Here is a 25,090-nt window from a genome sequence, read left to right on the forward strand (position 1 = left end):
GAATATGAGTCATCGGCTTTTAGGTCGAGTTATGTTGCTATTAGGTGCATTAGGGGTGATTTTGACTATGAGTTTTAGTTATGTAGCTGCTGCTGAGAAGCCGAATATTGATAAACCTGTCAAAGGATTAGAGCAAACCGAAAAGGCTATTGTAGCTGATGATTATAATAAAGCCAAAGATGCTTTTCAAGAAGATAAATTATGGTGGTCAGAAAATAAACAAGTTGTTAAAGAAAAATCGTACGACTTGGCCGGCCAGATAGATCGGCAAATTGCTGAAATATCGCTTGGGATTTTAAATAATGATAAACAGCAAGCGATGGATGGGATTACTTCACTTCATAATTTGCTCAAGACCTATCAAGATGGTACATATACGGATAATGAAGGAAATACCAATATTACTTTATCAAGCTACATTGCTAAACTAACTGCGACGAAAAAACTGGTAGATGAGAAAGAATGGGCAAAAGCGGCGACACAAATTCAAGATTTAAAAACAGAATGGCTCGCGGTGGAAGGTGATGTGGTCAGTCAATCGCAAGCGGCTTACGACAATACCGAGCGCGATTTAATGTTGCTTGATGCTTATATTAATGACCCTGCAAAACAAGCCAAAACAGCGGACGTTCTGGACGGAATGACAGATGAGCTAAAGCCTTTTACGGATGTAACTTACACCTGGTTTGATGCTGCCTTAATCCCGTTTCGCGAAGGACTGGAGGCACTTTTGATTATCGCGACGCTCCTTACATATACAAAAAGAACGAAAACACCCACGGCGAAAAGATGGATTATCGGCGGAACGGCAGCTGGTTTGGTAGTAAGTTTGGCGCTTGGCATGGTCGTGGCGTTTTGGTTATCGGCGCTTGCCTTTGGAGATAATAACAATTTGATTAACGGTTGGGCTGGGCTGATTGCAAGTATTATGATGCTTTACGTCAGCTACTGGTTACACCGAAATTCGGATATTACTCGTTGGAATAATTACATGGAAGGTAAAAGTAACCAGGCACTTTCGAATGGGAAAATGATTTCTTTTGCCTTTTTAGCGTTTTTAGCGATTTTGAGGGAAGGTTTAGAAACAGTTGTCTTCTTAATTGGTATGGTTGGGCGGATGTCGAATTTTGAATTATTGATGGGGATTCTGGCGGGGCTTGGCGTGTTATTAATCATCGCTTTTGTAATGTTGCGATATAGCGTACATATTCCTGTGAAGCCATTCTTTATGATTTCGAGCGCAATCGTGTTTTATCTGTGCTTTAAATTTATGGGATCAGGAATTCATAGCCTGCAACTTGCTGGGGTCATTCCAACATCGGTGGAAGATTACTTGCCATCCATTCCGGCGCTAAGCATTTACCCATCATGGTATAGCTTTTTGCCACAACTATTACTCGTTATTTTTGGATTAATTATTTTAATAAAACAACAAATTAAAAAAAGAGCTGATTCTAAAAAGGAATTGGCACAAGGGGGCAAATTATGAAAAAATTGATTATTGTTATGTTGACTATTTTCACGGCGGTGTTGGTTGTTGGATGTAGTGGGACGGCGGACAAGGCGGAAACAAAAAAGGAAACAACGAAAGAAAGTAAGCAAGCAAACGCGGTCAAAAAAGAAGTAAAAGAAATGAAATCCAACTTGGAAAACGTGAAGAAAGCCATTTCCGATAAAGATAAAAGCGCACTTCAATCTAGTGCTGCAGATTTACATAAACATTGGCTAGAGTTTGAAAATAATGTCCGCGATTTGTATCCATTACAATATACGGACGTCGAAAAATATGAAACACCTATTTTCTATGAATCAAAAAATGATAACCCGAATTTTGATACGTTAAATGACAACGCGACTGGACTTGACGGAGCATTAGATACACTTGAAAAGGCCAAAGAGACCAAAGCGAAAACTTCTGAAGTGCTGGATAAAGCTGTAGATAACTATTCTAAATACGTGACGGAGCAAGTAGATGAATTCGTTGCTCAAACTGAAATTTTCACAAATGCTGTAAAATCGGGTGATATCGAAAAAGCAAAAGCTGCCTATGTTTCACCACGTCTGAATTACGAACGCATTGAGCCGATTGCCGAAAGTTTTGGCGACTTAGATCCAAAAATCGATGCTCGGATTAACGATGTGGAAAACGAAGCGGACTGGACTGGTTTCCACGTCATTGAACGCGCGCTTTGGGAAAAGAAATCGCTCGAAGGCATGGATGTTTATGCGGATAAACTTTTAACAGATGCAAAGGCACTTCAAGCAGAAGTGAAAAACTTGAAACTAGAGCCAAAACCAATGGTCGCAGGTGCGATGGAATTACTAAATGAAGCCGCAACAACTAAAATTACTGGGGAAGAAGAAGCTTACTCGCACACTGATTTAGATGATTTAAATGCGAATGTGGAAGGTTCGAAAGTAGTTTATCAAGCAATCATCCCAGCTTTAAATGCACAAGATAAAAAATTAGCTGACCAAATTGATGCAGCTTTCAACAAAATGGAAGACACATTAGCTAACTACAAAAACGGGGACTCATTCGTACTCTATACAACGTTAACGAAAGACCAAATTCGCGACATTAGTGACCAATTGAGCCACCTTTCCGAATTAATGGCCCAAACAGGGAAAATTTTCTAAGCATAGGAAGGAAAACGATGACAGATAAGAAGAGCGAAAATCAGACGGAAAAGACAGAAACCAAGGAAAATAAAGGAATGACTCGGCGCGAAATGCTGAAACTTTCTGCTGTAGCTGGGACCGGGATTGCTGTTGGTGCAACTGGTCTTGGCACGATTTTAAATGTGGTGGATCATGTGGATAAGGCGCTCACTCCGAAAGAAAAAGCGGAGACAGGCGTGCCGTTTTATGCGACGAATCAAGCGGGAATTATTACTGCGCAGCAAACCTATTGTTATATCGCCAGCTTTGATATTCAAACAGAATCGCGGCAAATTTTGCAAGATTTGTTTGTGAAATGGACAAAATTTGCTGATTTGACGACGAGCGGTGGTGTTTTGCGCGATGTAGATAATGATATGTTACCGCCGAACGACACTGGAGAAGCGGATGGGTTAGGCATTTCTAATTTCACCGTAACACTTGGTTATGGCCCGACTTTTTTTGAAAAAGATGGCAAAGACCGGTTCGGTGTTAAGGCGAAAAAGCCGAAGTATCTGGAAAAAATTCCACATATGGCGCATGATAGCTTGGATGAGGCTTATTCTGATGGTGATTTATGCATCCAAGTGTGCGCCGATGACCAACAAGTCGCTTTCCACGGAATTCGTAATTTCATTCGGTTAGCGAGCGGCGTCGCAGTTGTTCGCTGGATTGAAGAAGGTTTTCTCAGCGCACCAAAAAACGAAACACCGCGCAATCTGTTTGGTTTTAAAGACGGAACGGCAAACGTTGACCACGATTCAAACAAAGGTTATGAAGATGTCGTTTGGGCGGAAAATGACGAACCAGAATGGATGCGAAACGGCAGCTACCTGGGCTATCGCAAAATCCAAATGCTCATCGAAATTTGGGACCGCTCATCCTTACTTGACCAAGAAGACACATTTGGTCGAAAAAAAGCATCCGGCGCCCCGTATCACAAAAAACATGAGCACGATAAAGTCGATCCGAGCAAACTGCCAGCTGATTCTCATGTGCGCCTAGCCAAAGACACGAAGCAACAAATGCACCGCCGCGCTTATTCATATACAAATGGCATTGATAAAAGCACGGGAACGATTGACGCTGGATTACTATTCATTTGTTTCACCCAAAATCCAGCCAAACAGTTCTTGCCAATGTTAAGTATCATGGGGAAAATGGATAAATTAAACGAATACACCGTCCCAATTGGCAGCGCGATGTTTGCTTGCCAAGGCGGACTTGCTCCCGGAGAAATTTTTGGAGAAAAACTACTTTAGTCTAAGGCTCGCGAGCCTTAGACTTTTTTTGTATAATGAAAGCAAGTCAATGATTAGAGGGAGCCGATTTTAGTGGAAGAATGGGATTTGCTAAATGAGAATCGTGAATTAACCGGGAAAACACATATCCGCGGTGAAAAACTAGCGCCCGGAGAACTTCATTTGGTCATTCACGTATGTATTTTTAACGAAAAAGGGCAACTTTTAATCCAAAAGCGCCAAAAAGATAAAGAAGGTTGGCCGAATTATTGGGATCTTTCTGCGGCTGGATCTGCGCTAAAAGGCGAAACTAGCCAGCAAGCTGCTGAAAGAGAAGTGCAAGAAGAGTTAGGCATTATGATTGATTTAAGTGGAACACGCGCCAAATTCAGTTATCATTTTGAAGAGGGCTTTGATGATTATTGGTTTATTACAAAAGACGTGCAACTAAGCGATTTAACATTACAGAAAGAAGAAGTTGCCGACGCCCGTTTTGTCACCAAAGAAGAGTTAGAAGCATTAAGAAGTTCAGGCGAATTCATTCCTTACTTCTTTTTAAACCAGCTATTTAACCTGAAAAACGCTACAACAATCCACTTTTAACGAATATAACTAAATTTCCACTTAACAAATTCGTTTCCTACACTTATAATAGTACAGAGACATGAGAAAAACTCCAATTAGAAAGCGAGTGGTAATATGGGCCGTAAATGGGCAAATATTAAAGAGAAAAAAGCGTCAAAAGATAAAACAAATAGTCGTATCTATGCGAAATTTGGAATTGAAATATATGTAGCGGCTAAATCAGGCGACCCAGATCCACATTCCAACCAAAAATTACGTTTTGTTATTGAACGTGCAAAAACATACAATGTGCCAAAACATATTATTGACCGCGCAATCGAAAAAGCGAAAGGCACTGGCGATGAAACTTATTCAGAACTGCGCTATGAAGGCTTTGGTCCAAATGGTTCGATGATTATTGTAGACGCACTGACAAATAATGTGAATCGTACGGCATCCGATGTTCGCGCAGCTTATAGCAAAAATGGTGGTAACATGGGCGTAAGTGGATCAGTTGCTTATATGTTTGATAATACAGCTATTTTTGGCGTTGAAGGAAAAGATGCGGACGAGCTATTAGAACTTTTAATGGAAGCGGATATTGATGTTCGTGACATTTTAGACGAAGATGGCCAAGCAATTATTTATGCAGAACCAGAAGATTTCCATAAAGTACAAGAGGGCTTGAAAGCGGCTGGAATTGAAGAATTTACAGTAGCGGAAATCGAAATGATCCCTCAAAATGATATTCAATTATCAGGCGAGGACTTAGAGAAATTCGAAAGACTAATTGATGCTTTAGAAGATCTAGAAGACGTGCAAAAAGTATATCATAACGTCGAATTAGAAGATTAACATCCAACTATTACAACAATCGGAGGAATTGATAAAATGTCAAAATTACCAAATTGCCCAGAATGTAACTCAGAATATGCCTACGAAGATCGCGGCTTATTAATCTGCCCAGAATGCGGACATGAGTGGAGCGCAGCGGCAGAAGAAGCTAGCGAAGAAAAAGTGTTCAAAGACGCAAATGGCAACGTACTAACAGATGGCGATTCTGTAACAGTCATCAAAGATTTAAAAGTAAAAGGCGCATCCAACCCAATCAAAATGGGAACAAAAGTAAAAAACATCCGCCTAGTTGACGGCGACCATGATATTGATTGCAAAGTTGATGGCTTTGGTCCGATGAAATTAAAATCAGAATTTGTTAAGAAGATATAAAAAAACAGCGATTCTCTACTTCAGAGAGTCGCTGTTTTTATTAATTCTGCACAAAAACCGTTTCAAACACAAACGATTCATACGTATGGCGCGTAATCGAATATTCGAACACTCGACCGTCTTCCAAATGCGCTAATTTTTCAATTTCCATCATAAAAGTAGGTTCTTCTAAATCAAGGAGCTTGCTATCCTCTTGATTCGATTTATCCCCGCGTACCCAAACATGCGCACTCTGCATCTTAAGTTTCAAGTCATCCCGAATGTAATTATAAATTGAGTCCTCTAAATGACGCGGCTCTAAACCCGGAATAATCGCAAGTGGCATATAAGTATGTTCGATGGAATAGGCTTTATGGCCAACTTCTCTCATCCGAATAATTCGGTAAATATAATCATCCTGCATCTCTAATTTTTCTGCGACTTCTTTCGATGGTTTTTCAATAGAAAATAAAATAACTTTGGATTTAATGTTGTCTTTTCCAAATGTATTTACGAGTCCGGACATTGGGCCTAGTGCGAATTCTCCGCCGTTAGTAGAATGAGATTTCACGAAAGTACCAGCGCCACGTCGTCTAATAACCATACCTTCTTGCACGAGCATATCCAGCGCTTTTTTGACAGTAAGTTTGCTGCAATCATAAACGCGTGCCAGACTATCCCCGTCAGGCAATTTCTCGTTAATTTCGTATTTGTTTTGGTTGATTTTATCACGGATATCTATGTATATTTCCATGTATTTAGCCATTCCCGACATTTTATTGGCTCCTTTACTGATGTAATAAGCATAGTATAACATATACTTTTGCAAAAAGGTATCCCTATAACTAAAAGTATATATCTTTTTATAAAAGTATTGTTTTTTAAATAAATGTATGCTATATTTATTTTGACAAAAGGGAGGCCATAAAAAATGAAAGAATTATTAACGTTTCCAAAAGATTTTTGGTGGGGCTCTGCGTGGTCTGCTGAACAAGCAGAAGGTCGCGGTGACACTGGTAAGGCAAAAACTGTTTGGGAGCATTGGTTTGAAACAGAACCGAATCGCTTTTACGAAGGCGTAGGTTCAGAAATTACAACAGATCATTTTAATCGGTATAAAGAAGACGTACAGTGGATGAAGAAAACAGGACAAAATTCGTTCCGGATTTCGATTTCATGGGGGCGAATGTTTCCAGATGATGGTGTTGGCGAAGTGAACCAGAAAGCTATTGCGTTTTATCGTGATTTACTTACTGAAATGAATGAAAACGGTGTCAAACCATTCGCGAACTTATATCATTTCGATATGCCTGTTGCACTTCAAGACGCTGGTGGCTGGGAATCAAGAGAAGTTGTGGATGCCTATGTTCATTTTGCAGATACTTGTTTTAAAGAATTCGGCGATTTAGTTTATCACTGGTTTACATTTAACGAACCACTTGGCCCGATTCTTGGCGGCTATTTAGAAGATTTCCATTATCCGAATCAAATTGACTTCAAACGAGGCGCGCAAGCTGGTTTTAACACGATTTTGGCTCATGCATTAGCAATTAAAGCATTCAAAAAATTAAACTTATCGTCGAAAATTGGCGTTATTTTAAACCTTAGCCCAACGTATCCACGGAGCCAAAACGAATACGATTTAGAAGCAGCCGAAATCTGTGATGCTTTTTATACGAGAAGTTTCTTGGATCCGATGGTTAAAGGAACTTTCCCAGAAAAATTAGTTGAAATCATGCGTGAATATGATCAAATGCCGGAATATACGGAAGAAGATTTGACGATTATTAAAGAAAATACGGCGCAAATTCTTGGTTTGAACTACTATGAACCAAGGCGCGTGAAAGCTCGTTTAACGGCAATTAATGAAAAAAGTCCGTTTTTACCAGATTGGTTTTTTGAACCGCATAATATGCCAGGTAAACGCATGAATATTTACCGCGGTTGGGAAATTTATGAACGTGGGATTTATGATTTATGTATTGATATTCGTGATAATTACGGTAACATCGAATCATTTATTTCTGAAAATGGTATGGGTGTAGCAAATGAAGAACGTTTCTTAAATGAAGAAGGGCAAATTCAGGATGATTACCGTATCCAATTTGTTAAAGATCATTTGGCATATGTACATCAAGCGATTGCAGAAGGTTGCGATATTAAAGGGTACCACTTATGGACGTTTATTGATTGTTGGTCTTGGATTAATGCATATAAAAACCGTTACGGACTCGTTTCACTTGATGTTGAAACTGGCAAACGCACCATGAAGAAAAGTGGCGAATTTTATAAAAAAATGAGCGATATGAACGGTTTTGAATATGAAACAAGCAAACTAGTTGGGACGAAAAGGGAGGAAACAACTAATGGCTGAAACGAAAAAGAAGTCGATTGTTAATGGATTTATTAATGTAGCACAACGTCTAGGCGGACAAATTCATTTGCGCTCATTGCGTGATGCTTTTGCGAGTATTATGCCGTTCATGATTTTAGCTGGTTTTGTTACACTGATTAACTATGTTATTTTAGAACCGACTGGCTTTATGGGCAAAATTGTTAACCCAGATACACTTAGAACTTGGCAAGAGATTGGTATTTCAATCGGAAATGGTACGTTGAGTGTTATTACGCTTTTAGTCACTGTAGCGATTTCGTATCATTTATGTTTGAACCGCGGCTATAAAAACGTCATTGCTCCAATTCTTGTCGCTTTATCTTCTTTTATTGTTGTAACACCGATTGCGATGACGTTCCTTCCAGAAGGCGCATCAAAATCAATCGAAGTACCGAACGTTATCCCAGTTAGTTATACTGGTGCGTCAGGTATGTTCGTCGGTATTATCGTTGGTTTAATTGCAACCGATTTATTCATTAAATTATCGAAAAACAAACGCATGCAAATCAATTTAACAGGAAATATTCCACCGGCAGTTATTAAATCATTTAACGTGTTAATTCCGATTATGATTACGGTTATTATTTTCTCAGTTATGTCATTTGCCGTTAATCAAATTTTCAGCATGGACTTTAACACACTTGTGACAACGATTATCACAAAACCACTTAGCTACGTGACTACAAGTCTTCCAGGATTCTTGCTGATTACTTCTATCGCTAACTTATTCTTCGGTTTAGGGATTCACCAAGCAGTTATTTCTGGTCCGTTATTAGATCCATTTTTACTGCAAAATATGCAAGAAAACATGGTAGCCTACGCTAATCATCAAGAAATTCCGCATATTATTAACATGGCTTTCAAAGATACATTTGCGGTTATGGGTGGCTCCGGAAACACGATTGGCTTATTAATTGCCATTTTCATCTTTGGGAAACGAAAAGATTACAAAGATATCTCGAAACTATCTGCGGCACCATCACTATTTAACATTAGCGAGCCAATTATCTTTGGTCTACCGATTGTGTTCAACCCTTTACTTATTATCCCGTTCGTATTAGCGCCAATTTTCTCCTTAACAACAGCGTATTATGCGACAGCAGCAGGTTGGATTAATCACGTAGTCGTACAGACCCCGTGGACAACACCGCCGATTATTTCAGGTTTCTTAGCAACTGGTGGAGACTGGCGCGCGTCCGTTTTACAAGTAATTATCATTGTTGTGACGGTCTTTATCTATCTGCCATTCCTACGCATGGATGAAAAAGTTGCTTTTGCTACAGCTCAAAAATCAGACGCAAAATAAGGAAGGATGTTTAACCAATGAAAAATATTTTATTAGTATGTAACGCGGGTATGTCCACAAGTTTCTTAGTAGAAAAAATGAAAGCAGCAGGCGCGGAACAAGGTGTTGAAGCAAATATCTGGGCTGTATCTGACGCTGAATTACACGAAAACTGGGAAAAAGCAGATGTCATTTTGCTTGGACCACAAGTTGGTTATTTAAAAGGAAATACAGAAAAGGTAGTTGGCGGAAAAATTCCTGTCGAAGTAATTAATATGCTAGACTACGGCCGTGTAAACGGAGCGGCAGTGCTTGAAAGAGCAATCGAATTAATCGGTTAAAAAAGTAAGGGAGTGTGGCTTATAGTCGCACTCCTTTTTTATCGGCCAAGAAAGTGTTATAATGTGTGAAAAGGAGCGGAATTATTATGAAATATGTAAAATCACAAATGAAAGAGCTTGTAAAAGATAGCGTAGACTTGCAAGAACGCCTTCAAAAGCTAATGAAAGAAATGGACTTAGAAAAAACTTTCGCTTTAAAAGCACTTTATCATTCAGAAGTAGCTGACGGTGGCGCATACCAAACAGCGTATCAAGATTTGGATTATAAATATAAAGATTAACATCAAATGGCTCTGCTAAACAATTAGCAGAGCCATTTTTAGATATATTTTCCTTGGATTTCCTTTAAGTAGTCAATAAAATTATCGTAAAAGTCATCACGGTTTTGAATGGTTACATGCGTTCCAAGTTGGAGCAAAAAGCGGTACCCAGCCTCATGGTCAGGAAGCGTCACTTTTGCCAGAAAATGCGCGTCATCTTGCTGCGAAATTTCGACTAGGTCAAAGCGTTCGATGATTTGCTCGCGGGCAATTTTGTCGACAATCAAACTAACTTCATGCATCAAAAACATTGGTCTGTCGGGCGGTGCGCCAAATGGTTTTACAGTAAAAGGACGTACTTCAAAAGTTTCTTCTAGTGTTTTCAGTTCGACAATCCGCGACATTTTAAACGTCCGAAAATCGCTACGCTCTAAGCTGTAACCTTGCAAATACCAATAACGATTCCTAAACAGGAGGTGATAAGGCTCCGTTTTACGAACGGTTTGGTTGCCCGTTCGATCAATATAGCTGAGTTCCACGAGTTGATGTTTTTTAATCGCTAAATACAAACTTTCGACTTTAGTATTTAATTCGTTTTTCATGGATAAATTGGAGAAATCGAGCGAAATGGAACTTTTAGGTGGTTCGCTTGAATGGTCGAGCATATTTTTCATTTTTTGCAGCGTTTTCTTGGTTTCGGCGGAAGAAAGTAACTGCTCCATCCCGTCCAAACTGGCGATAATCGCGGTTAAATCATCTGCTGTCAGAAGCTTTTTATCGACTTTGTAGGTTGGCATAATACCGATGCCGCCCTTTGTTCCAGCAATTGTGTAAATCGGGATATTCGCCATCGCGAGTGTGTCAATGTCGCGGAAAATAGTACGTTTGGAAACCTCAAACATTGTAGCCATTTCAGAAGCACTGACTAGCTCGCGTTGGAGGAGCAGCATAATAATTCCGATGAGTCGCTCGATTTTCATTTTTTTCTCCTTTGTTTTGGAATGATGACAGACAGTTGTCATCATTCGCGTGTTATAGTTACATCATATCAAAGTTAAGTAACTTTTTGGAGGGAAATATTATGGCATTTGAAATCGTTGAATTAAAAAAAGAAACATTTACAGGAAACAAAGTAGAAATCCCTGAATTTGATCCACAAAAAGGCTTTGGCCCAATGAGCGAAATTAAAGAAGCAGCCTACACAAAATTTGCAAAAAACGAAAAAGATTACGTTGGCATTAACGCAAGTCTTGACGGCTTACAATATTACATCGTAGCAAGTGCGAACGGCGAAAACGGCGACACTACTTTCGATATTCCAGAAGGCAAATACGCAAAATTCGTAACAAGCGAAACAGATCGCCCAGCACTTGATGGCTTCATCGGCGCATCTTACGGCGAAGTAGGCCAAAGCGATACGGTTGGTATTGCGGGATCGTTTAATTTGGAAGATCTTAGAGAAGCTGAGTTTACGCTTTATATTCCGGTAGTTAGTAAGTAATTTGAGGGACCTCTTTCGGTGGAGAGGGGTCTTTTTTTGTGCTCATAATTAAAAAAGTTTGAAAATGCACTAATTAGTTCTGTATTTGACTACGGTTTTACACAGAGGTTCACAAAACGCTCACAAAAGGGAAGCAGTGCTAGTGCTATAATGGAAGGGTGGAAAACTACAAATAAAAGCAAGATAATCTTCACCTTAAAAATAGGAGTGACGATAGATTGAGAAAACTTGATTTCAGCTACAATAATGCTAATTATAATGCAGAATTTTTAATGAAAATATTAACCACTTTAAAAGATATTACCAAAGTTGAGCAGTTCACTATCGAAATAATAGATGCAGTTCCAAATGATCAAGAGCAATTCAAGGAAGAAAAAGGACTATTTAGCAAAGAAGTTTTTGATTTTAATAATTTAGTAAAAGAATCACATGGCATAAAAATAGATTTTAAAGAAATAACAAATATTTTGAAACAATGTAGAACAGTTTGGGAACTTAGTATGTTGGTTGTTACATCTGAGAATGAATTAAATGATAGTGGAAAAGTCTTATGTGAATTGGAGCTTATAGAGGGAGATTTGTTTGCAATTCTTTATAGTGAAGACTTTAATATTGATTTATTTTTAGAAAAATTTAGCACTGATGAAATTACTATAGAGGGCTAAATAGGAGAGGAAGTTAAATGTTTAAAATTATTGAATCAAAAATAAAGTCTCAAGGACAATTGTCTTATTTCAAAGATTCACATGAGTTTATATCAGAACCAAGAATTAATTCTGATACAACTATTTTAGTAGGTTATATATACATCGGTTTTGATTCCGAATATAACGAATCAACACAAATTTGGGGATTTCGCCATGATTTTAATTGGAAAACGAGTAAGTTGACGCCTCCTAAATTTATACAAGGAAAGATTATTTTGAATGAAGATTATATAAATCCTGGCGAAAGTAAAAGAATAGGTGCAGCAAATTCGTGGGAAACTATTTATGATGAAAGTAGTGGGTGGCTTAGATTTGGAGGAGTAAATAATTCGGTTGAAACCAGTTATGTAGAATTTTTCCCTAATACTATAATGGGAATTGATGAAAATGGCGATATCACGGAGTTGTGGTTGTGCCCCACTTTGAAATAACTAAGTGGATAAAGTAGGTGAAATACTTTCTATTTATCCAACACAAAAGCTTGAAAAAATATTATAAGGATGATAAAGAAAAAATGCTTATACTAGGAGATAAAACAAAGAAAATGTTGAATGAATTATAAAGTATAAACGGAGAAATAATATGAATAGATATAAAATTCTAGGTGAATACAAAGACTGGTGCGAGATTTATAAAGATGGAACCCTTATTCATAATGGTTCATCTCTAGGGATTGTAAGCCAAGTAGAGTCTGAACTTTGTTTAAGTCTAAATTATGGATCAAATAAACATTTCTATTCGATATTGAAAAAATGTGGTGATTTTATAGTAGCTGTCCCTAAGAAAGTAGAATTTTTAAAAGCTGAGTACAAATATGAACCTATTATTTTTAATAAACAAGAATTTGATGAATTTATTGATTGTATTTATGTTGATAAAAATTTGATTTCTAGTGTACCTCAAATAAGTAAGGAAGATCTTTTGAATATATGGTTCGTATCAAATCCGCAGCATAAAACCTATATCAATGAAATGGAAATGCAAGAAAATATTGTTAATAATATATTATTCTTTTCTGATGATGAGTATGATATATCTTGTCTGAAAAATACTATTAATAAACCTGATTTGTCAGTACATCCAATAGACAGTAATTATGAAGTTATCACGATTTATATGGATGGAGATGCAGGAATGTACGATTGGGATGGCATAGTAATTATAGATAATAACGCTTATTTAAAAATTGATACACATTATTATATAAATTAAATGCAAGAATTCAAGTTGTTAAACTAGCGTATATTAGCAGTGAATCTTTTGATGATAACTGAGATTTATATCGTTCTATAAATGGTCCTAAAGATGCTCAAGTTCGAAATTATAGCAGATTAAGTTCTGAGTATTTTAAAACTAAGCCACTATTAAGAATATTAACCTCCTTATCCATTATTTAGTAAGTAGATGGAATGATAAATAAAAAATAGGAGTGATTTTTATGATCAATGAACTTCAAAAGAAAATTGATGAAATAAATTACTGGGATTTACTAGTATTAGACATTCAAAGTAAATATTTTGGTGATGAAGTATATATTTATATAGAAAAAGATGAGGAGATTTGTTGGAAGCTATCATTTACTTCCTGCTATAAAGTTTCCTATGAGACCGATGCAAAATGGCGTGGAGATTTCAAAGTTAGAAATACAGGGCCGAAATCAGGCTATTATGCTCAAGACATTTCGTTAAATAGATATGCGGAAAATGAAGACTTTATTGAATGTTCTTTTGATGCATCAATTATGACAATGAATATTATTTGTAAGGAAATCATTGTAGAAGAAGTAAGTGTCATAGAAAATTCGTTTTTTTGGAAAAATTATTAAAATAAAGTTCAGAGTTTGTGAATATAAAAAGAAGCCCCATTCCATCAAATGGGGCTTCCTTCATCACATAAACTATACCAACCTCACCAAAACCCCAACATCCGCACAATACCCCAAACACCCACCAGCCATGTCCTTCGACGTAACCAACCAATCAAATTCCGCCAACTCCCCGTACGTAAGCAAAGCCGACTTATCCACCTTTGTATGATCCACCAGCAAAAATTTCTCCGTCGCTTTTTCCATCATATGGCGCTTAATCTCATACTCCAAAATATCCGAGTTCATCACCCCGTGCGTAGTCGAAAGCGCAGTCGCAGCCATGAATGCTTTCGTAATATTATATTTCTCAAAAAATCCCCAGTTCTCCACGCCAACAAATGATTTAGTACTCGATTTAAACGTCGAGCCAATAACAATCAATTTCACATTATCCATTTCACTCGCAAAATTAATCACGTCTAGGCTGTTCGTAATAATAGTAATCTCCTTATCCGTTGGCAGAGCGGCAGCGAGACAGCTAGTCGTTGTGCCAGAATCAATAAAAATCAAATCATTCTCTTCAATAAAATCAGCCGCCGCTTTTCCGATAAGCTGTTTTTCTGTGTGATTTTCTGTATCGCGATTTTCGAACGGCCGAATTTCTTCGGGATTATTATAAACAGAAACGACACCACCATAGACTTTTTGGATGGTGTTTTTTTGGAGAAGTTTGGCAATGTCTCGGCGAACGGTATTTTTGGAAACGTTGAATTGTTCGCATAAATCATCGAGGCTAATACTGCCTTTTTCGTGAATTAAATTCTCAATCGCTTGAATGCGTTGTACTTTCATTTTAAATTCATCCTTTGGCAAAATTATTTTAATTACACTATTTATAACACATGCTCAAAAGGTAATCAACTATGATTTTTTATGGTGAAGTTAGTGACAAAAATTAAATTGACTCTTCAATTTTATTGGCTTAATATGGGGGTATAAATCGATTGATGGTTAACTTATGAGTAATTTTAAGTGGAGGGATTATTTATGGCAGATGTACGGAAATTAAAGAATTATATTAACGGTGAGTGGGTCGAGAGTAAGACGGATAAATACGAAGATGTCATCAACCCAGCGACGGGTGAAGTGCTGTGCCAAGTGCCGATATCGACACGCGCAGAATTAGATCAGGCCGCTGTCATTGCAGAACAAGCTTTTGAAAAATGGAGCCAAGTTGCTGTGCCAAGACGCGCGCGAGTATTATTCGGATTCCAACAGTTACTCATTCAACATAAAGAAGAACTAGCAAGATTAATTACACTTGAAAATGGTAAAAATTTATCCGAAGCACGCGGTGAAGTGCAACGCGGAATAGAAAATGTCGAATTCGCAGCCGGAGCACCAACGCTGATGATGGGTGATTCGCTTGCTTCGATTGCAACGGACGTGGAAGCGGCTAATTATCGCTATCCGGTCGGAGTTGTTGGTGGAATTGCGCCATTTAACTTTCCGATGATGGTTCCTTGTTGGATGTTCCCAATGGCCATCGCGCTTGGTAACTCGTTTATTTTAAAACCATCTGAAAGAACGCCGCTTTTGATGGAGAAATTGGTGGAATTATTTTCTGAAGCGGGTCTTCCAAAAGGTGTATTCAATGTAGTGTACGGTGCGCATGATGTGGTTAATGGGATTTTAGAAAACGAAATAATTAAAGCGGTTTCTTTTGTTGGTTCTAAGCCAGTTGGCGAATATGTATACAAAACTGGGAGCGCGAATTTGAAACGTGTGCAGGCTTTGACGGGCGCGAAAAACCATACAATTGTGCTTAATGATGCGGATTTAGAAGATACAGTCACGAATGTTATTTCAGCGGCATTTGGGTCAGCTGGCGAACGTTGCATGGCGTGCGCGGTTGTCACTGTGGAAGAAGGAATCGCAGACGAGTTTTTAGAGGCACTTCGGACAGCGGCACAAAATGTGAAAATTGGAAACGGGCTAGACGATGGTGTTTTCCTAGGTCCGGTAATTCGCGAAGAAAATCAAAAACGCACGATTGCTTATATTGAAAAAGGCATAGAAGAAGGCGCGAAATTAACGGTAGATGGCCGGGAGACTGGACTTTCTGAAGGCCATTTTGTTGGACCGACAATTTTGGAAGACGTTACGACGGATATGACAATTTGGAAAGACGAGATTTTCGCACCAGTTTTATCCGTGATTCGTGTGAAAAATCTCCAAGAAGCAGTTCGGGTGGCGAATCAATCTGAATTTGCGAATGGCGCTTGTATTTTCACAAATAATGCCAAAGCAATTCGCTACTTTAGAGAAAAAATTGATGCTGGAATGCTTGGTGTGAATTTGGGCGTACCTGCTCCAATGGCGTTTTTCCCGTTTTCTGGTTGGAAATCATCCTTTTATGGAACGCTTCATGCAAACGGCAAAGACAGCGTAGATTTTTACACACATAAAAAAGTAGTTACTGCGAGATATTCATTAAAAGGTTACGAAGAATAGGAGGGCGCGAACATGGGCAAACTGTTACGAAAACCATTAAATGAAAGAATAGCGCCTGGCGTTACGCTTGTTCAAGATATTAACCAAGGAAACTCGCCGCTAAGTTACGTTGGATTTCGGTTGATTGAATTGGAAAAAGATGCCGTTTATCAAGAAACGTTGGATGGGCTTGAATGTTGTATTGTCGCGCTTACTGGGAAAATTTCGGTGAGTGAGGGTGACCATGTTTTTTCGGAAATCGGCACAAGAGCGAACGTTTTTGAAAAAATTCCGACTGATAGCGTGTTTATTTCCGGTGGGCGGGCGTTTCAAGTGAAGGCAGACTCTGAAAAAGCTCGTGTGGCGCTTTGCTATTCACCGGCTGATCGGGATTTACCGACAATGCTTATTAAAGCAAGTGATAATTCGATTGAGCAGCGCGGAAAATATCAAAATAAACGACTGGTACATAACATTTTGCCAGATGTGAGTGAGGTTGCGAGTAGTTTGTTGGTGGTGGAAGTGTATACGGATGGCGGGAATTTTTCTAGCTATCCGCCGCATAAACATGACCGCGATAATTTGCCAGCAGAGTCACTTTTGGAAGAAAGTTATTATCATGAAATTAATCCTGAGCAAGGTTTTATTTTTCAGCGTGTCTATACGGATGACCGTGCGCTTGATGAAACGATGGCTGTGGAGCATCAAAATGCAGTTATCGTTCCAGAAGGCTATCATCCTGTTGGGGTTCCAGACGGATATGATTCATACTATTTGAACGTAATGGCAGGGCCGAAGCGGGTTTGGAAGTTCCATAACGATCCGGATCACGAATGGATTTTAGAGCGAGACTAAGAGGAGGACTTGGAGCATGAATCTTAAAAAACATAGTGAACGAAAATTTGATTTAATCACCGTAGGGCGCGCGTGCATTGATTTGAACGCGGTCGAATACAACAGGCCAATGGAAGAAACGATGACATTTTCGAAATATGTAGGTGGATCGCCAGCGAATATCGCTATAGGGACTGCTAAACTGGGCTTAAAAGTCGGTTTTATCGGTAAAATTTCAGATGATCAACATGGTCGTTTTATTGAAAAATATATGCGTGATTTAGCGATAAATACGGATGGAATGGTGAAAGATACAGAAGGTCGTAAAGTGGGCTTGGCATTTACGGAGATTAAAAGTCCGGATGAATGTAGTATCTTGATGTACCGCGAAAATGTGGCTGATTTATATTTAACACCGGAAGAAATTTCAGAAGACTATATCAAAGAAGCGCTCGTGCTGCTCGTTTCTGGTACAGCCTTGGCGCAAAGTCCGTCGCGGGAAGCTGTTTTAAAAGCAGTCAGTTTAGCTCAGAAAAATGATGTGGTCGTTGCTTTTGAACTGGATTATCGCCCTTATACGTGGAAAAACACCGAAGAAACAGCGGTTTATTATTCACTTGTCGCGAAACAGGCGGATGTGATTATTGGAACGCGTGACGAATTCGATATGATGGAAAACCAAGTCGGTGGCAAAAATGAAGCGACAAAAGCATATCTTTTCCAACATCAAGCAAAAATTGTCGTGATTAAGCATGGCGTGGAAGGCTCGTTCGCATATACAAAAGCGGGCGAAACATTCCAAGCACAAGCATATAAAACAAAAGTACTTAAAACATTTGGCGCAGGGGATTCCTATGCATCGGCATTCTTATACGGTTTGTTTAGCGATGAAAGTATCGAAACAGCCCTTAAATACGGAAGTGCGGCGGCTTCGATTGTGGTTAGCAAGCATAGCTCTTCGGATGCGATGCCAACTGCCAACGAAATTAAAGCGCTCATCGCGCAAGCTGAGTAGGAGGGGATTATGGTGACTGAAAAAACAATTCGACTAACTACCGCGCAAGCTCTGGTGAAATTTTTAAATCAGCAGTATATTGAAGTGGACGGGGAAATGGCGCCGTTTGTGGACGGGATTTTCACGGTGTTTGGCCATGGAAATGTGGTTGGAATTGGCCAAGCGTTAGAAGAAGACCCGGGTCATTTAAATGTGTATCAAGGGAAAAATGAACAAGGCATGGCGCACGCGGCAATCGCCTACGCAAAACAAAAAAATCGCAAGCGCATTTACGCGTGTTCCGCATCAGCAGGACCAGGTTCCGCCAACCTAATAACAGCAGCTGGCACCGCACTTGCGAACAATTTACCAGTATTATTCCTGCCAGCCGATACATTCGCAACCAGACAGCCCGACCCAGTCTTACAACAATTAGAGCATGAGTCGAGCACGGCAATTACAACCAATGATGGCTTCCAAGCAGTCTCCAGATATTTTGACCGCGTGCAGCGACCCGAACAACTCATGAGCGCCCTGATTCGAGCTTTCGAAGTAATGACCAACCCAGCGAGCGCCGGCCCAGCTACAATTTGCATCGCGCAAGACACAGAAGGAGAAGCGTTCGATTATCCAGTCGAATTTTTCCAAAAACGAATTCACTATCTTAATCGGCAAATTCCAACGAAGCGCGAGCTAACCGAAGCGGCGCGACTCATCCAAGCTAGCAAAACCCCGGTTATCATCGTCGGCGGTGGCGCCCGCTATTCAGATGCTCGCGAAGAATTAATCACTCTTTCCGAGCAAAGCAACATTCCGCTCGTCGAAACGCACGCCGGAAAATCAACCGTTGAGTTTGACTTCAAAAACAACCTAGGTGGCACTGGAATCCTCGGCACGCTAGCTGCCAATAAAGCTATCCGTGACGCCGATTTGGTCATCGGAATTGGCACGCGCTACACCGATTTCACAACCAGTTCCAAAACTGCATTTGGCCCAGCAACCAAATTTATCAATATCAACGTCAGCCGCATGCAAACATACAAACTAGACGCTTTCCAAGTTGTCGGCGACGCCAAAGCTACCCTAGCCGAACTTGCGCCACTTTTAAAAGGCTATCAAACCCAATTTGGCGACAGGATTGCTGCATACAAAGCAGAGTGGCTCGCAGAAAGAACGCGACTACAAAACACGAAATTCAACCGAGAAGCTTTCACACCAGAAATCAAAGACCAATTCGACCAAGCAACCCTAAACGAATACGCCGACAGCTTGCAAACCGAGTTCACGCAAACCGAAGCGCTCATCACGATTAATGACACCGTGGCACCAGATAGTATCGTCGTTTGTTCCGCCGGTTCACTTCCAGGCGACCTGCAACGACTTTGGAATCCAGCCATACCAAACACCTATCACCTAGAATATGGCTATTCCTGCATGGGCTACGAAATAAACGGAGCCCTCGGTGCAAAAATGGCCGCAACAAACAACCAAGAAGTTTACTCCATCGTTGGCGATGGCAGTTTCTGCATGTCGCACTCAGAACTACTAACATCCCTACAATACGGCAAAAAAATCAACATCATGCTCTTCGATAATTCCGGATTCGGCTGCATTAACAACCTCCAAATGGCAAACGGCAGCGACAGTTTCTTCTGCGAATTCCGCGATAGCGACAACCAGATTATGCAAGTCGATTACGCCAAAATTGCAGAAGGGTACGGCGCAAAAGTCTATAGAGCCAACACCAAAGAAGATCTAATCAGCGCACTGGAAGACGCAAAAAAACAAACCAAAACAACTTTAATCGATATGAAAGTATTACCAAAAACTATGTCAGAAGGCTATCTTAACTGGTGGAATGTGGGAGTTTCCGAAGTTTCAAACAAAGAAAGTATCAAGCAGGCATACGAAGAAAAACAAACAAACCTGAAAAATGCCCGACTATATTAAGCAAAACAAAAACAAGTCCATCACAGGACTTGTTTTTGTTTGGACACTTCAATAGCCACGCCTTGCATCGCGCCAGTTTTTCTTTATAATAAAAAGTAACTGTAAGATTACTTTTTTTAGGAGGAAATAATATGGAAGTTTTTGCAGAATATTTAGCTGAAATTGAAAATCCGGATCACCGCGCGAGAACACAAGAAGTTTTAACATGGGTGGCGGAAACTTTTCCAGACTTAAAGCCAGAAATTAAATGGAATACACCAATGTTTACAAATAATGGCACATTCATAATCGGCTTCTCTATTGCAAAACAGCATATGAGCGTTTCCCCAGAAGTGGCTGGAATCGAACGTTTCGAAGCAGACATTAAAGAAGCGGGCTATAGTCATACGAAAGGAATTTTCCGAATTACGTGGGCTAAATCAGTTGACTATGACCTATTAGCAAAAATTATCAAGTTTAATATTCAAGATAAAGCAAATTATACTAGTTTTTGGCGTGTTTAAGTGATTTTTAGTTACTTTGTCGCGTAGTAAATCCAGATTTTTTATGCCATAATTAATAAGCTAAAATGTATTTTTATAAAAGAGTGGTGTGAAATGCGTATTTTTTGTGGGATTATGTCCATCCAAGCAGGTTTTATTGGTGCTCTTGCTGAAATACTAAGTCCGGACAGTAAAAAAAATAACTTATTCATGATACCGGAAGATCTTGCGGCATCATCAGGCTATTTAATGTCGCTTGCGATGGTTTTAGCAGGAATTCTAATAATTTGTGCTTATCGAAATGATTTTCTAATATTCATGGCACTAATTTTATGGCTCTTTGGACTTATTTTTGGGCTCATTTTCACCCCGAGTTATTCGGGTTTTTATTTCCGCCCAATCGTATGTTTAATAAGCTTTTTAATGGGCCTATTTATTTTTACAGATTACACAAGGCACCAAGACACAGGCGAGGAAAGGTGAGCGAATTGCTCATCTTTTTTTATTTAAACTCGGGCTGGTCGAGACACTCTAAACTGCAAACCGAGATCCACCAGCGCACAAACCCAAATACTCACAAAACTGACAAATAACGGCAAATTAATATACAAATTAACAAAAAACAGCCCCACCAGAAGTAACAATAACAACGCATCTTTCCAAAAAGAAAACGTCACCTCGGCCTTTTTATGCGCGGCAAAAACAAATTGCTTCGAGATGAAAAACACAGCTACAGAACTAAACAACAGCAACAGCAACACATCTCGCTGTAAATGCCCCTCAAATAGCAAATGCAAATTCACAGCAAGCAGCATTACCGAAACAATAATAAAGAAATGCCCGTAAATCAAAAACTGCCCGTGCGTCACTTTATGATGATCAACAATTTTCTCAAAGCTATAAAAATACGATGCCCAGAGCGTACAAATAATTAGAAAGCCGAGCAACGTATAACAAATTGTGTACAAATCAAGGGTATGACCAACTAAAATAGTAGTAATCGCAACGATGCTTTCGCCAAATGTAATAATAACAAACAATCCAAAACGTTCCGCAAGATGCGGGAAATCAACCGGCACTTTGCGTAATGTTTTATCAAAAAATAACGGTAAAATAATATCAACAGCAATCCCAAGATACATAACTAAATAACGCGCAAACCCTTCAAAAAACACCGAAGTCGCAGTTGTCAAAACACCAAGCAAAAAAACACTCCCAAGAAGTAACGCCACTTTCTGCGCATTTCCCGTCAATTGCTTACTAATAACAAAATACTGAATAACCGTAATGAATCGAATCCCCAAATATCCAATTAAAAAAGTGTAGTACGTATTTGAAAACGTTAAATCAAAACTTGCTGTCATCAAAATTAAGAAAAACATCTGTGATAACATATAAAGCTCAGGCCATTTTATTTTCTCACCGAAGCGATTGAAAAACATCGTCTGCCCAACCCACGCCCAAAACATCGGCGTGACCATCAATAAATACTCACCAAAATAAGCAGCTGTTTTATCCGGATGGTTATCAACGCTAAGTAACAGATGTGTCGTCGAAGCAACAGCAGTTACGAATATTAAATCAAAAAATAGTTCTAACCAAGTAACTTTTCTTTCTGTCACGATTTCACCCCATTATCATTTCTTTTTTAAATTATACCACGTGAATTGTCCTACCTTTTGACAGTTGCTTGAGGTGAAAAGTATAATGGAAGGACAAAATCATGGAACTACTGAGACGGGAGAATTAAAAATGGTAAAAACATGGGAAGAATTTTTAAAACAAGAAGCAAAACAGCCTTATTTTATAGAATTAATGGAAGCAGTCAAGGATGCGAGAGCAAAGGGTAATGTGTATCCGTCAGAGGAAGATATGTTTTCGTGTTTCCGCTTATGTCCGTATAATCAAGTGAAAGTCGTTATTTTAGGGCAAGATCCGTATCACGGTCCTGGGCAAGCGCATGGCTTAAGCTTCTCCGTACAAAAAGACGTACGAATTCCACCTAGTCTTCGAAATATTTATAAAGAATTAAAGACAGACTTAGATATCGAACCAGCAGACCACGGCTATCTTGCTAAATGGGCAGAGCAAGGCGTACTACTTATGAACACGAGTTGGAGCGTTGAGGAAGGGAAAGCTGGCAGCCACAAAAAACTAGGCTGGGCAACGTTCACAGATCACGTTTTAGAAGAACTGAATAATTACGACAAACCACTCGTATTTATTTTATGGGGAAATCATGCTATAAAAGCCGCAAGTGGCATTACAAACCCGCAACATCTAATTATTAAAGGAGTACACCCATCACCGCTTGCCGCGAGTCGAGGCTTTTTTGGAAGCAAACCATTTTCGAAAACGAATGCGTTTCTTGAAGAACATGAAAGAAAACCAATTGATTGGGACTTGAACGAACAGTAAAAATCACGTTATTCCAAAATTTTATTTCTTCTATTATAAAGTTTTCTACAAAAGTGAAAAAATTTACATAATTCTTGCTAAAAGCTTTTTACATAAGGTTTCATTCATGTTATGGTTATTATAGGAGAAAGTAAAATTTAAAAAAGTTCCTAAAGAAGGTGACTAGTTTGAAGCATAATTTTACAGAAGATGACTTTGTTTATGGAGAATCATGGGGACTCGTGCATCGGGGGGTTTTAGAGGACAAAGAAGTAGAAAGAATGAAAGCGCTACGAGACAAAGTAGTAGGTAAAAAAGGTGTAGCACAAACGACACTTAAGCCAATTGGCAGTGTCAGAATAGACGGAGAGGTCTATGAAGCTCGCTTAAAAACAGGTTATTTGGAAGTTGGAAAACCAATAATTGCAGTAGGTATCGATTTTGGATACGTACTAGTCAATGAAGATATACAGGAGGGAGAAAAATGACAATGATTGGACCAATTATTATCGCAGTATTGATTATCATCTTTTTAATCGTATTTTTCACTTTAGTACCAGTGGGGTTATGGATTAGTGCATTATCCGCACGTGTACCAGTTGGACTAGGAACTTTAATCGGAATGAGATTACGCCGGGTTGTACCTTCTCGCGTTGTAAAACCGTTAATTAAAGCAGTAAAAGCAGGACTTGATTTAGAAGTAAACCAACTTGAAAGTCACTATTTAGCAGGTGGGGACGTGGATAACACAGTAGATGCGTTAATCGCAGCACACCGAGCAAATATTGAATTAGATTTCAGCCGTGCAGCAGCCATTGACCTTGCTGGACGTGACGTACTTGAAGCAGTACAAACTTCCGTAACACCAAAAGTTATTCGTACACCTGAATTTACTGGTGTAGCGCAAAACGGGGTAGAAGTAAAAGTTATTACACAAATTACCGTACAATCCAATATTGAACGTATCGTCGGTGGTGCTGGTGAAGATACAGTTATCGCTCGTGTCGGTGAAGCCGTAGTTTCTACAGTCGGTGAAACGAGAGAACATACAGATGTACTCGAAAATCCAAACAGCATTTCGAAAAAAGTCCAAGAACAAGGACTTGGAGACGGAACAGCTTATACTATTTTATCCATTGATATCGCCGAAATGCGTATCGGTGACAACATTAAAGCAAAACTAGACATCGAAAAAGCCAACGCGGACATGGAAGTTGCTCAAGCAGCTGCATCGAAACGTAAAGCAGAAGCGATTGCACTAGAACAAGAAAACAGAGCAGCGGTTGTAGCCGCTGAAGCAGAAGTACCACGTGCGCTATCTCGCGCTTTAGAAGAAGGTAACCTAGGCGTAATGGATTACTACAAAATGGAAAATGTACAATCAGATACAGCTATGCGCGAATCGATTGCACACGAAGACGAAAAATAAACCTTGATCTTTTGCAAGAAAGAAGGTGTTTTCAATGGATTTAAGTGATTTTCTAAATAGTGGATGGGAAAGCGTCCTAGTTGTCCTTGGTATTGTTGGTGTCATTATAAATTTCCTTAGCAAGGCCGGTAAAGGCACAGAAGAGGAAAATAAGAAAGCGCCACAACCTAGACCAAATTTGCGCTCAATGCACCAAGCGAGCCGCACACAAACCACTAAAAAACCAGAAAAACGCAAAGTATCTCAAGGAACGTTCACACAAAATAAAGAACAAGACAAAGTAATTGCTGAACAAAAAGCAGCACAACAAAAAATGCTAAGAGAAATCCGCCGAGAATCGGATGTGGCTAAAGGGAAAAATATCATTAAAAGCACTAGTAGTCACCAGAAAAAAGCCCGTAAATTACGTGGCAGATTACAAGAAGCGATAATTACGAAAGAAATCCTTGATAAGCCCGTTTCTTTACGGAAAAATCATCTATAAAAGCAAACCCAAGAACTAGTTTCTTGGGTTTTTTGTTTCTGTGTCAGAACTGTTACATA

Annotated in this window: 29 protein-coding genes; 25 read left to right on the forward strand and 4 right to left on the reverse strand. The window is 39.3% G+C overall.

The features are described from left to right. The first annotated feature begins 4 nt into the window (after window positions 1-4). The 6 genes from CKV70_RS01920 (at window position 5) to CKV70_RS01945 (ending at window position 5,693) form a co-directional block, all read left to right on the forward strand. Window positions 5-1,489, forward strand: a complete 1,485-nt coding sequence (locus CKV70_RS01920) for an FTR1 family iron permease (protein WP_014600490.1) — start codon at window positions 5-7, stop codon at window positions 1,487-1,489. Next, window positions 1,486-2,640, forward strand: a complete 1,155-nt coding sequence (efeO, locus tag CKV70_RS01925; RefSeq protein ID WP_014600491.1) for an iron uptake system protein EfeO — start codon at window positions 1,486-1,488, stop codon at window positions 2,638-2,640. The genes CKV70_RS01920 and efeO overlap by 4 nt, the downstream gene beginning before the upstream one ends. A gap of 17 nt (window positions 2,641-2,657) precedes the next feature. Beyond that, on the forward strand, window positions 2,658-3,923 hold the full coding sequence (gene efeB / locus CKV70_RS01930; RefSeq protein WP_014600492.1) for an iron uptake transporter deferrochelatase/peroxidase subunit: 1,266 nt from the start codon (window positions 2,658-2,660) through the stop codon (window positions 3,921-3,923). Window positions 3,924-3,995: 72 nt separating this feature from the next. Beyond that, a complete protein-coding gene (locus tag CKV70_RS01935; protein ID WP_009914285.1) occupies window positions 3,996-4,505 on the forward strand; it encodes an NUDIX hydrolase in 510 nt (169 codons plus the stop codon). A 96-nt stretch (window positions 4,506-4,601) separates the two neighbouring features. Then, window positions 4,602-5,321: a YebC/PmpR family DNA-binding transcriptional regulator gene (locus CKV70_RS01940; RefSeq protein ID WP_003733006.1), complete on the forward strand. Its 720-nt coding sequence runs from the start codon at window positions 4,602-4,604 to the stop codon at window positions 5,319-5,321. Between the two features lie 36 nt (window positions 5,322-5,357). Next, complete coding sequence (locus tag CKV70_RS01945) at window positions 5,358-5,693, forward strand: zinc ribbon domain-containing protein YjdM (protein ID WP_003723221.1); 336 nt, start codon at window positions 5,358-5,360, stop codon at window positions 5,691-5,693. Between the two features lie 40 nt (window positions 5,694-5,733). Here CKV70_RS01945 and CKV70_RS01950 read toward each other — a convergent pair whose 3' ends face one another. Then, window positions 5,734-6,447 carry a GntR family transcriptional regulator gene (locus CKV70_RS01950; RefSeq protein ID WP_003723222.1) on the reverse strand — a complete coding sequence of 238 codons (714 nt, stop codon included), beginning with the start codon at window positions 6,445-6,447 and terminating at the stop codon, window positions 5,734-5,736. 156 nt (window positions 6,448-6,603) lie between these two features. On the opposite strand from CKV70_RS01950, the gene CKV70_RS01955 reads away from it, so the two are divergent. From CKV70_RS01955 to CKV70_RS01970, 4 genes are all read left to right on the forward strand, one after another. Then, entirely contained in the window at window positions 6,604-8,046 is a 1,443-nt protein-coding gene (locus tag CKV70_RS01955) for a glycoside hydrolase family 1 protein (protein ID WP_014600493.1), read from the forward strand. Beyond that, entirely contained in the window at window positions 8,039-9,373 is a 1,335-nt protein-coding gene (locus tag CKV70_RS01960) for a PTS sugar transporter subunit IIC (RefSeq protein WP_003733949.1), read from the forward strand. Before CKV70_RS01955 ends, CKV70_RS01960 begins: the two co-directional genes overlap by 8 nt. 17 nt (window positions 9,374-9,390) lie before the next feature. Continuing rightward, the gene (locus CKV70_RS01965; protein ID WP_003723086.1) at window positions 9,391-9,693 is read left to right on the forward strand and encodes a PTS sugar transporter subunit IIB; all 303 of its coding nucleotides are present in this window, start codon (window positions 9,391-9,393) and stop codon (window positions 9,691-9,693) included. An 86-nt stretch (window positions 9,694-9,779) separates the two neighbouring features. Then, window positions 9,780-9,974 (forward strand): hypothetical protein, encoded by a 195-nt coding sequence (locus CKV70_RS01970; protein ID WP_003723087.1) that lies wholly within the window; start codon window positions 9,780-9,782, stop codon window positions 9,972-9,974. A 38-nt stretch (window positions 9,975-10,012) separates the two neighbouring features. Here CKV70_RS01970 and CKV70_RS01975 read toward each other — a convergent pair whose 3' ends face one another. Further along, entirely contained in the window at window positions 10,013-10,933 is a 921-nt protein-coding gene (locus tag CKV70_RS01975; protein ID WP_014600494.1) for a helix-turn-helix transcriptional regulator, read from the reverse strand. Window positions 10,934-11,034: 101 nt separating this feature from the next. Here CKV70_RS01975 and CKV70_RS01980 point away from each other — a divergent pair, with 101 nt between their 5' ends. From CKV70_RS01980 to CKV70_RS02000, 5 genes are all read left to right on the forward strand, one after another. Then, window positions 11,035-11,454, forward strand: a complete 420-nt coding sequence (locus tag CKV70_RS01980) for an effector binding domain-containing protein (protein WP_009926444.1) — start codon at window positions 11,035-11,037, stop codon at window positions 11,452-11,454. A gap of 218 nt (window positions 11,455-11,672) precedes the next feature. Then, window positions 11,673-12,119 carry a hypothetical protein gene (locus tag CKV70_RS01985; protein WP_009926443.1) on the forward strand — a complete coding sequence of 149 codons (447 nt, stop codon included), beginning with the start codon at window positions 11,673-11,675 and terminating at the stop codon, window positions 12,117-12,119. A gap of 17 nt (window positions 12,120-12,136) precedes the next feature. Next, a complete protein-coding gene (locus CKV70_RS01990; RefSeq protein WP_014930827.1) occupies window positions 12,137-12,592 on the forward strand; it encodes a hypothetical protein in 456 nt (151 codons plus the stop codon). Between the two features lie 151 nt (window positions 12,593-12,743). Beyond that, window positions 12,744-13,373 carry a hypothetical protein gene (locus CKV70_RS01995; protein WP_009924297.1) on the forward strand — a complete coding sequence of 210 codons (630 nt, stop codon included), beginning with the start codon at window positions 12,744-12,746 and terminating at the stop codon, window positions 13,371-13,373. Between the two features lie 226 nt (window positions 13,374-13,599). Further along, window positions 13,600-13,986, forward strand: coding sequence for a hypothetical protein (locus CKV70_RS02000; protein WP_003723093.1), 387 nt, complete (start codon window positions 13,600-13,602; stop codon window positions 13,984-13,986). 72 nt (window positions 13,987-14,058) lie between these two features. Here CKV70_RS02000 and CKV70_RS02005 read toward each other — a convergent pair whose 3' ends face one another. After that, window positions 14,059-14,820, reverse strand: coding sequence for a DeoR/GlpR family DNA-binding transcription regulator (locus tag CKV70_RS02005; RefSeq protein WP_014600495.1), 762 nt, complete (start codon window positions 14,818-14,820; stop codon window positions 14,059-14,061). A gap of 195 nt (window positions 14,821-15,015) precedes the next feature. Between CKV70_RS02005 and iolA the strand changes: the two genes are divergently transcribed. From iolA to CKV70_RS02035, 6 genes are all read left to right on the forward strand, one after another. Then, window positions 15,016-16,482: a methylmalonate-semialdehyde dehydrogenase gene (iolA, locus tag CKV70_RS02010; protein WP_003723095.1), complete on the forward strand. Its 1,467-nt coding sequence runs from the start codon at window positions 15,016-15,018 to the stop codon at window positions 16,480-16,482. 12 nt (window positions 16,483-16,494) lie between these two features. Further along, a complete protein-coding gene (gene iolB / locus CKV70_RS02015) occupies window positions 16,495-17,316 on the forward strand; it encodes a 5-deoxy-glucuronate isomerase (RefSeq protein ID WP_014600496.1) in 822 nt (273 codons plus the stop codon). A 16-nt stretch (window positions 17,317-17,332) separates the two neighbouring features. After that, window positions 17,333-18,310 carry a 5-dehydro-2-deoxygluconokinase gene (gene iolC, locus CKV70_RS02020; protein ID WP_014600497.1) on the forward strand — a complete coding sequence of 326 codons (978 nt, stop codon included), beginning with the start codon at window positions 17,333-17,335 and terminating at the stop codon, window positions 18,308-18,310. Window positions 18,311-18,322: 12 nt separating this feature from the next. Further along, window positions 18,323-20,239, forward strand: coding sequence for a 3D-(3,5/4)-trihydroxycyclohexane-1,2-dione acylhydrolase (decyclizing) (gene iolD, locus CKV70_RS02025; RefSeq protein ID WP_014600498.1), 1,917 nt, complete (start codon window positions 18,323-18,325; stop codon window positions 20,237-20,239). Between the two features lie 131 nt (window positions 20,240-20,370). Continuing rightward, window positions 20,371-20,742: an iron chaperone gene (locus CKV70_RS02030; RefSeq protein WP_010989448.1), complete on the forward strand. Its 372-nt coding sequence runs from the start codon at window positions 20,371-20,373 to the stop codon at window positions 20,740-20,742. 93 nt (window positions 20,743-20,835) lie between these two features. Continuing rightward, window positions 20,836-21,204: a hypothetical protein gene (locus CKV70_RS02035; RefSeq protein ID WP_003723100.1), complete on the forward strand. Its 369-nt coding sequence runs from the start codon at window positions 20,836-20,838 to the stop codon at window positions 21,202-21,204. 23 nt (window positions 21,205-21,227) lie between these two features. Here CKV70_RS02035 and CKV70_RS02040 read toward each other — a convergent pair whose 3' ends face one another. Then, entirely contained in the window at window positions 21,228-22,343 is a 1,116-nt protein-coding gene (locus CKV70_RS02040; RefSeq protein ID WP_014600499.1) for a low temperature requirement protein A, read from the reverse strand. Between the two features lie 130 nt (window positions 22,344-22,473). Here CKV70_RS02040 and CKV70_RS02045 point away from each other — a divergent pair, with 130 nt between their 5' ends. The 4 genes from CKV70_RS02045 to CKV70_RS02060 all read left to right on the forward strand — a co-directional run bounded on the left by CKV70_RS02045 (window position 22,474) and on the right by CKV70_RS02060 (window position 25,031). Further along, the gene (locus tag CKV70_RS02045; RefSeq protein WP_003723102.1) at window positions 22,474-23,139 is read left to right on the forward strand and encodes a uracil-DNA glycosylase; all 666 of its coding nucleotides are present in this window, start codon (window positions 22,474-22,476) and stop codon (window positions 23,137-23,139) included. Window positions 23,140-23,306: 167 nt separating this feature from the next. Further along, window positions 23,307-23,606: an NfeD family protein gene (locus CKV70_RS02050; protein WP_003741454.1), complete on the forward strand. Its 300-nt coding sequence runs from the start codon at window positions 23,307-23,309 to the stop codon at window positions 23,604-23,606. Beyond that, complete coding sequence (gene floA / locus CKV70_RS02055; protein WP_003723104.1) at window positions 23,603-24,547, forward strand: flotillin-like protein FloA; 945 nt, start codon at window positions 23,603-23,605, stop codon at window positions 24,545-24,547. Before CKV70_RS02050 ends, floA begins: the two co-directional genes overlap by 4 nt. A gap of 34 nt (window positions 24,548-24,581) precedes the next feature. Continuing rightward, on the forward strand, window positions 24,582-25,031 hold the full coding sequence (locus tag CKV70_RS02060) for a hypothetical protein (protein ID WP_003723105.1): 450 nt from the start codon (window positions 24,582-24,584) through the stop codon (window positions 25,029-25,031). The last annotated feature ends 59 nt before the right edge of the window (window positions 25,032-25,090 follow it).

This window comes from Listeria monocytogenes (genome assembly GCF_900187225.1).
GTDB classification, from domain to species: Bacteria; Bacillota; Bacilli; order Lactobacillales; family Listeriaceae; genus Listeria; species Listeria monocytogenes.

Coding starts and splice junctions, on each gene's coding strand:
- CKV70_RS01920 (WP_014600490.1), top strand. CDS start 5: ATGAGTCATCGGCTTTTAGGTCGAGTTATGTTGCTATTAGGTGCATTA.
- efeO (WP_014600491.1), top strand. CDS start 1,486: ATGAAAAAATTGATTATTGTTATGTTGACTATTTTCACGGCGGTGTTG.
- efeB (WP_014600492.1), top strand. CDS start 2,658: ATGACAGATAAGAAGAGCGAAAATCAGACGGAAAAGACAGAAACCAAG.
- CKV70_RS01940 (WP_003733006.1), top strand. CDS start 4,602: ATGGGCCGTAAATGGGCAAATATTAAAGAGAAAAAAGCGTCAAAAGAT.
- CKV70_RS01945 (WP_003723221.1), top strand. CDS start 5,358: ATGTCAAAATTACCAAATTGCCCAGAATGTAACTCAGAATATGCCTAC.
- CKV70_RS01950 (WP_003723222.1), bottom strand. CDS start 6,447: ATGTCGGGAATGGCTAAATACATGGAAATATACATAGATATCCGTGAT.
- CKV70_RS01955 (WP_014600493.1), top strand. CDS start 6,604: ATGAAAGAATTATTAACGTTTCCAAAAGATTTTTGGTGGGGCTCTGCG.
- CKV70_RS01960 (WP_003733949.1), top strand. CDS start 8,039: ATGGCTGAAACGAAAAAGAAGTCGATTGTTAATGGATTTATTAATGTA.
- CKV70_RS01965 (WP_003723086.1), top strand. CDS start 9,391: ATGAAAAATATTTTATTAGTATGTAACGCGGGTATGTCCACAAGTTTC.
- CKV70_RS01970 (WP_003723087.1), top strand. CDS start 9,780: ATGAAATATGTAAAATCACAAATGAAAGAGCTTGTAAAAGATAGCGTA.
- CKV70_RS01975 (WP_014600494.1), bottom strand. CDS start 10,933: ATGAAAATCGAGCGACTCATCGGAATTATTATGCTGCTCCTCCAACGC.
- CKV70_RS01980 (WP_009926444.1), top strand. CDS start 11,035: ATGGCATTTGAAATCGTTGAATTAAAAAAAGAAACATTTACAGGAAAC.
- CKV70_RS01990 (WP_014930827.1), top strand. CDS start 12,137: ATGTTTAAAATTATTGAATCAAAAATAAAGTCTCAAGGACAATTGTCT.
- CKV70_RS01995 (WP_009924297.1), top strand. CDS start 12,744: ATGAATAGATATAAAATTCTAGGTGAATACAAAGACTGGTGCGAGATT.
- CKV70_RS02000 (WP_003723093.1), top strand. CDS start 13,600: ATGATCAATGAACTTCAAAAGAAAATTGATGAAATAAATTACTGGGAT.
- CKV70_RS02005 (WP_014600495.1), bottom strand. CDS start 14,820: ATGAAAGTACAACGCATTCAAGCGATTGAGAATTTAATTCACGAAAAA.
- iolA (WP_003723095.1), top strand. CDS start 15,016: ATGGCAGATGTACGGAAATTAAAGAATTATATTAACGGTGAGTGGGTC.
- iolB (WP_014600496.1), top strand. CDS start 16,495: ATGGGCAAACTGTTACGAAAACCATTAAATGAAAGAATAGCGCCTGGC.
- iolC (WP_014600497.1), top strand. CDS start 17,333: ATGAATCTTAAAAAACATAGTGAACGAAAATTTGATTTAATCACCGTA.
- CKV70_RS02030 (WP_010989448.1), top strand. CDS start 20,371: ATGGAAGTTTTTGCAGAATATTTAGCTGAAATTGAAAATCCGGATCAC.
- CKV70_RS02035 (WP_003723100.1), top strand. CDS start 20,836: ATGCGTATTTTTTGTGGGATTATGTCCATCCAAGCAGGTTTTATTGGT.
- CKV70_RS02045 (WP_003723102.1), top strand. CDS start 22,474: ATGGTAAAAACATGGGAAGAATTTTTAAAACAAGAAGCAAAACAGCCT.
- floA (WP_003723104.1), top strand. CDS start 23,603: ATGACAATGATTGGACCAATTATTATCGCAGTATTGATTATCATCTTT.
- CKV70_RS02060 (WP_003723105.1), top strand. CDS start 24,582: ATGGATTTAAGTGATTTTCTAAATAGTGGATGGGAAAGCGTCCTAGTT.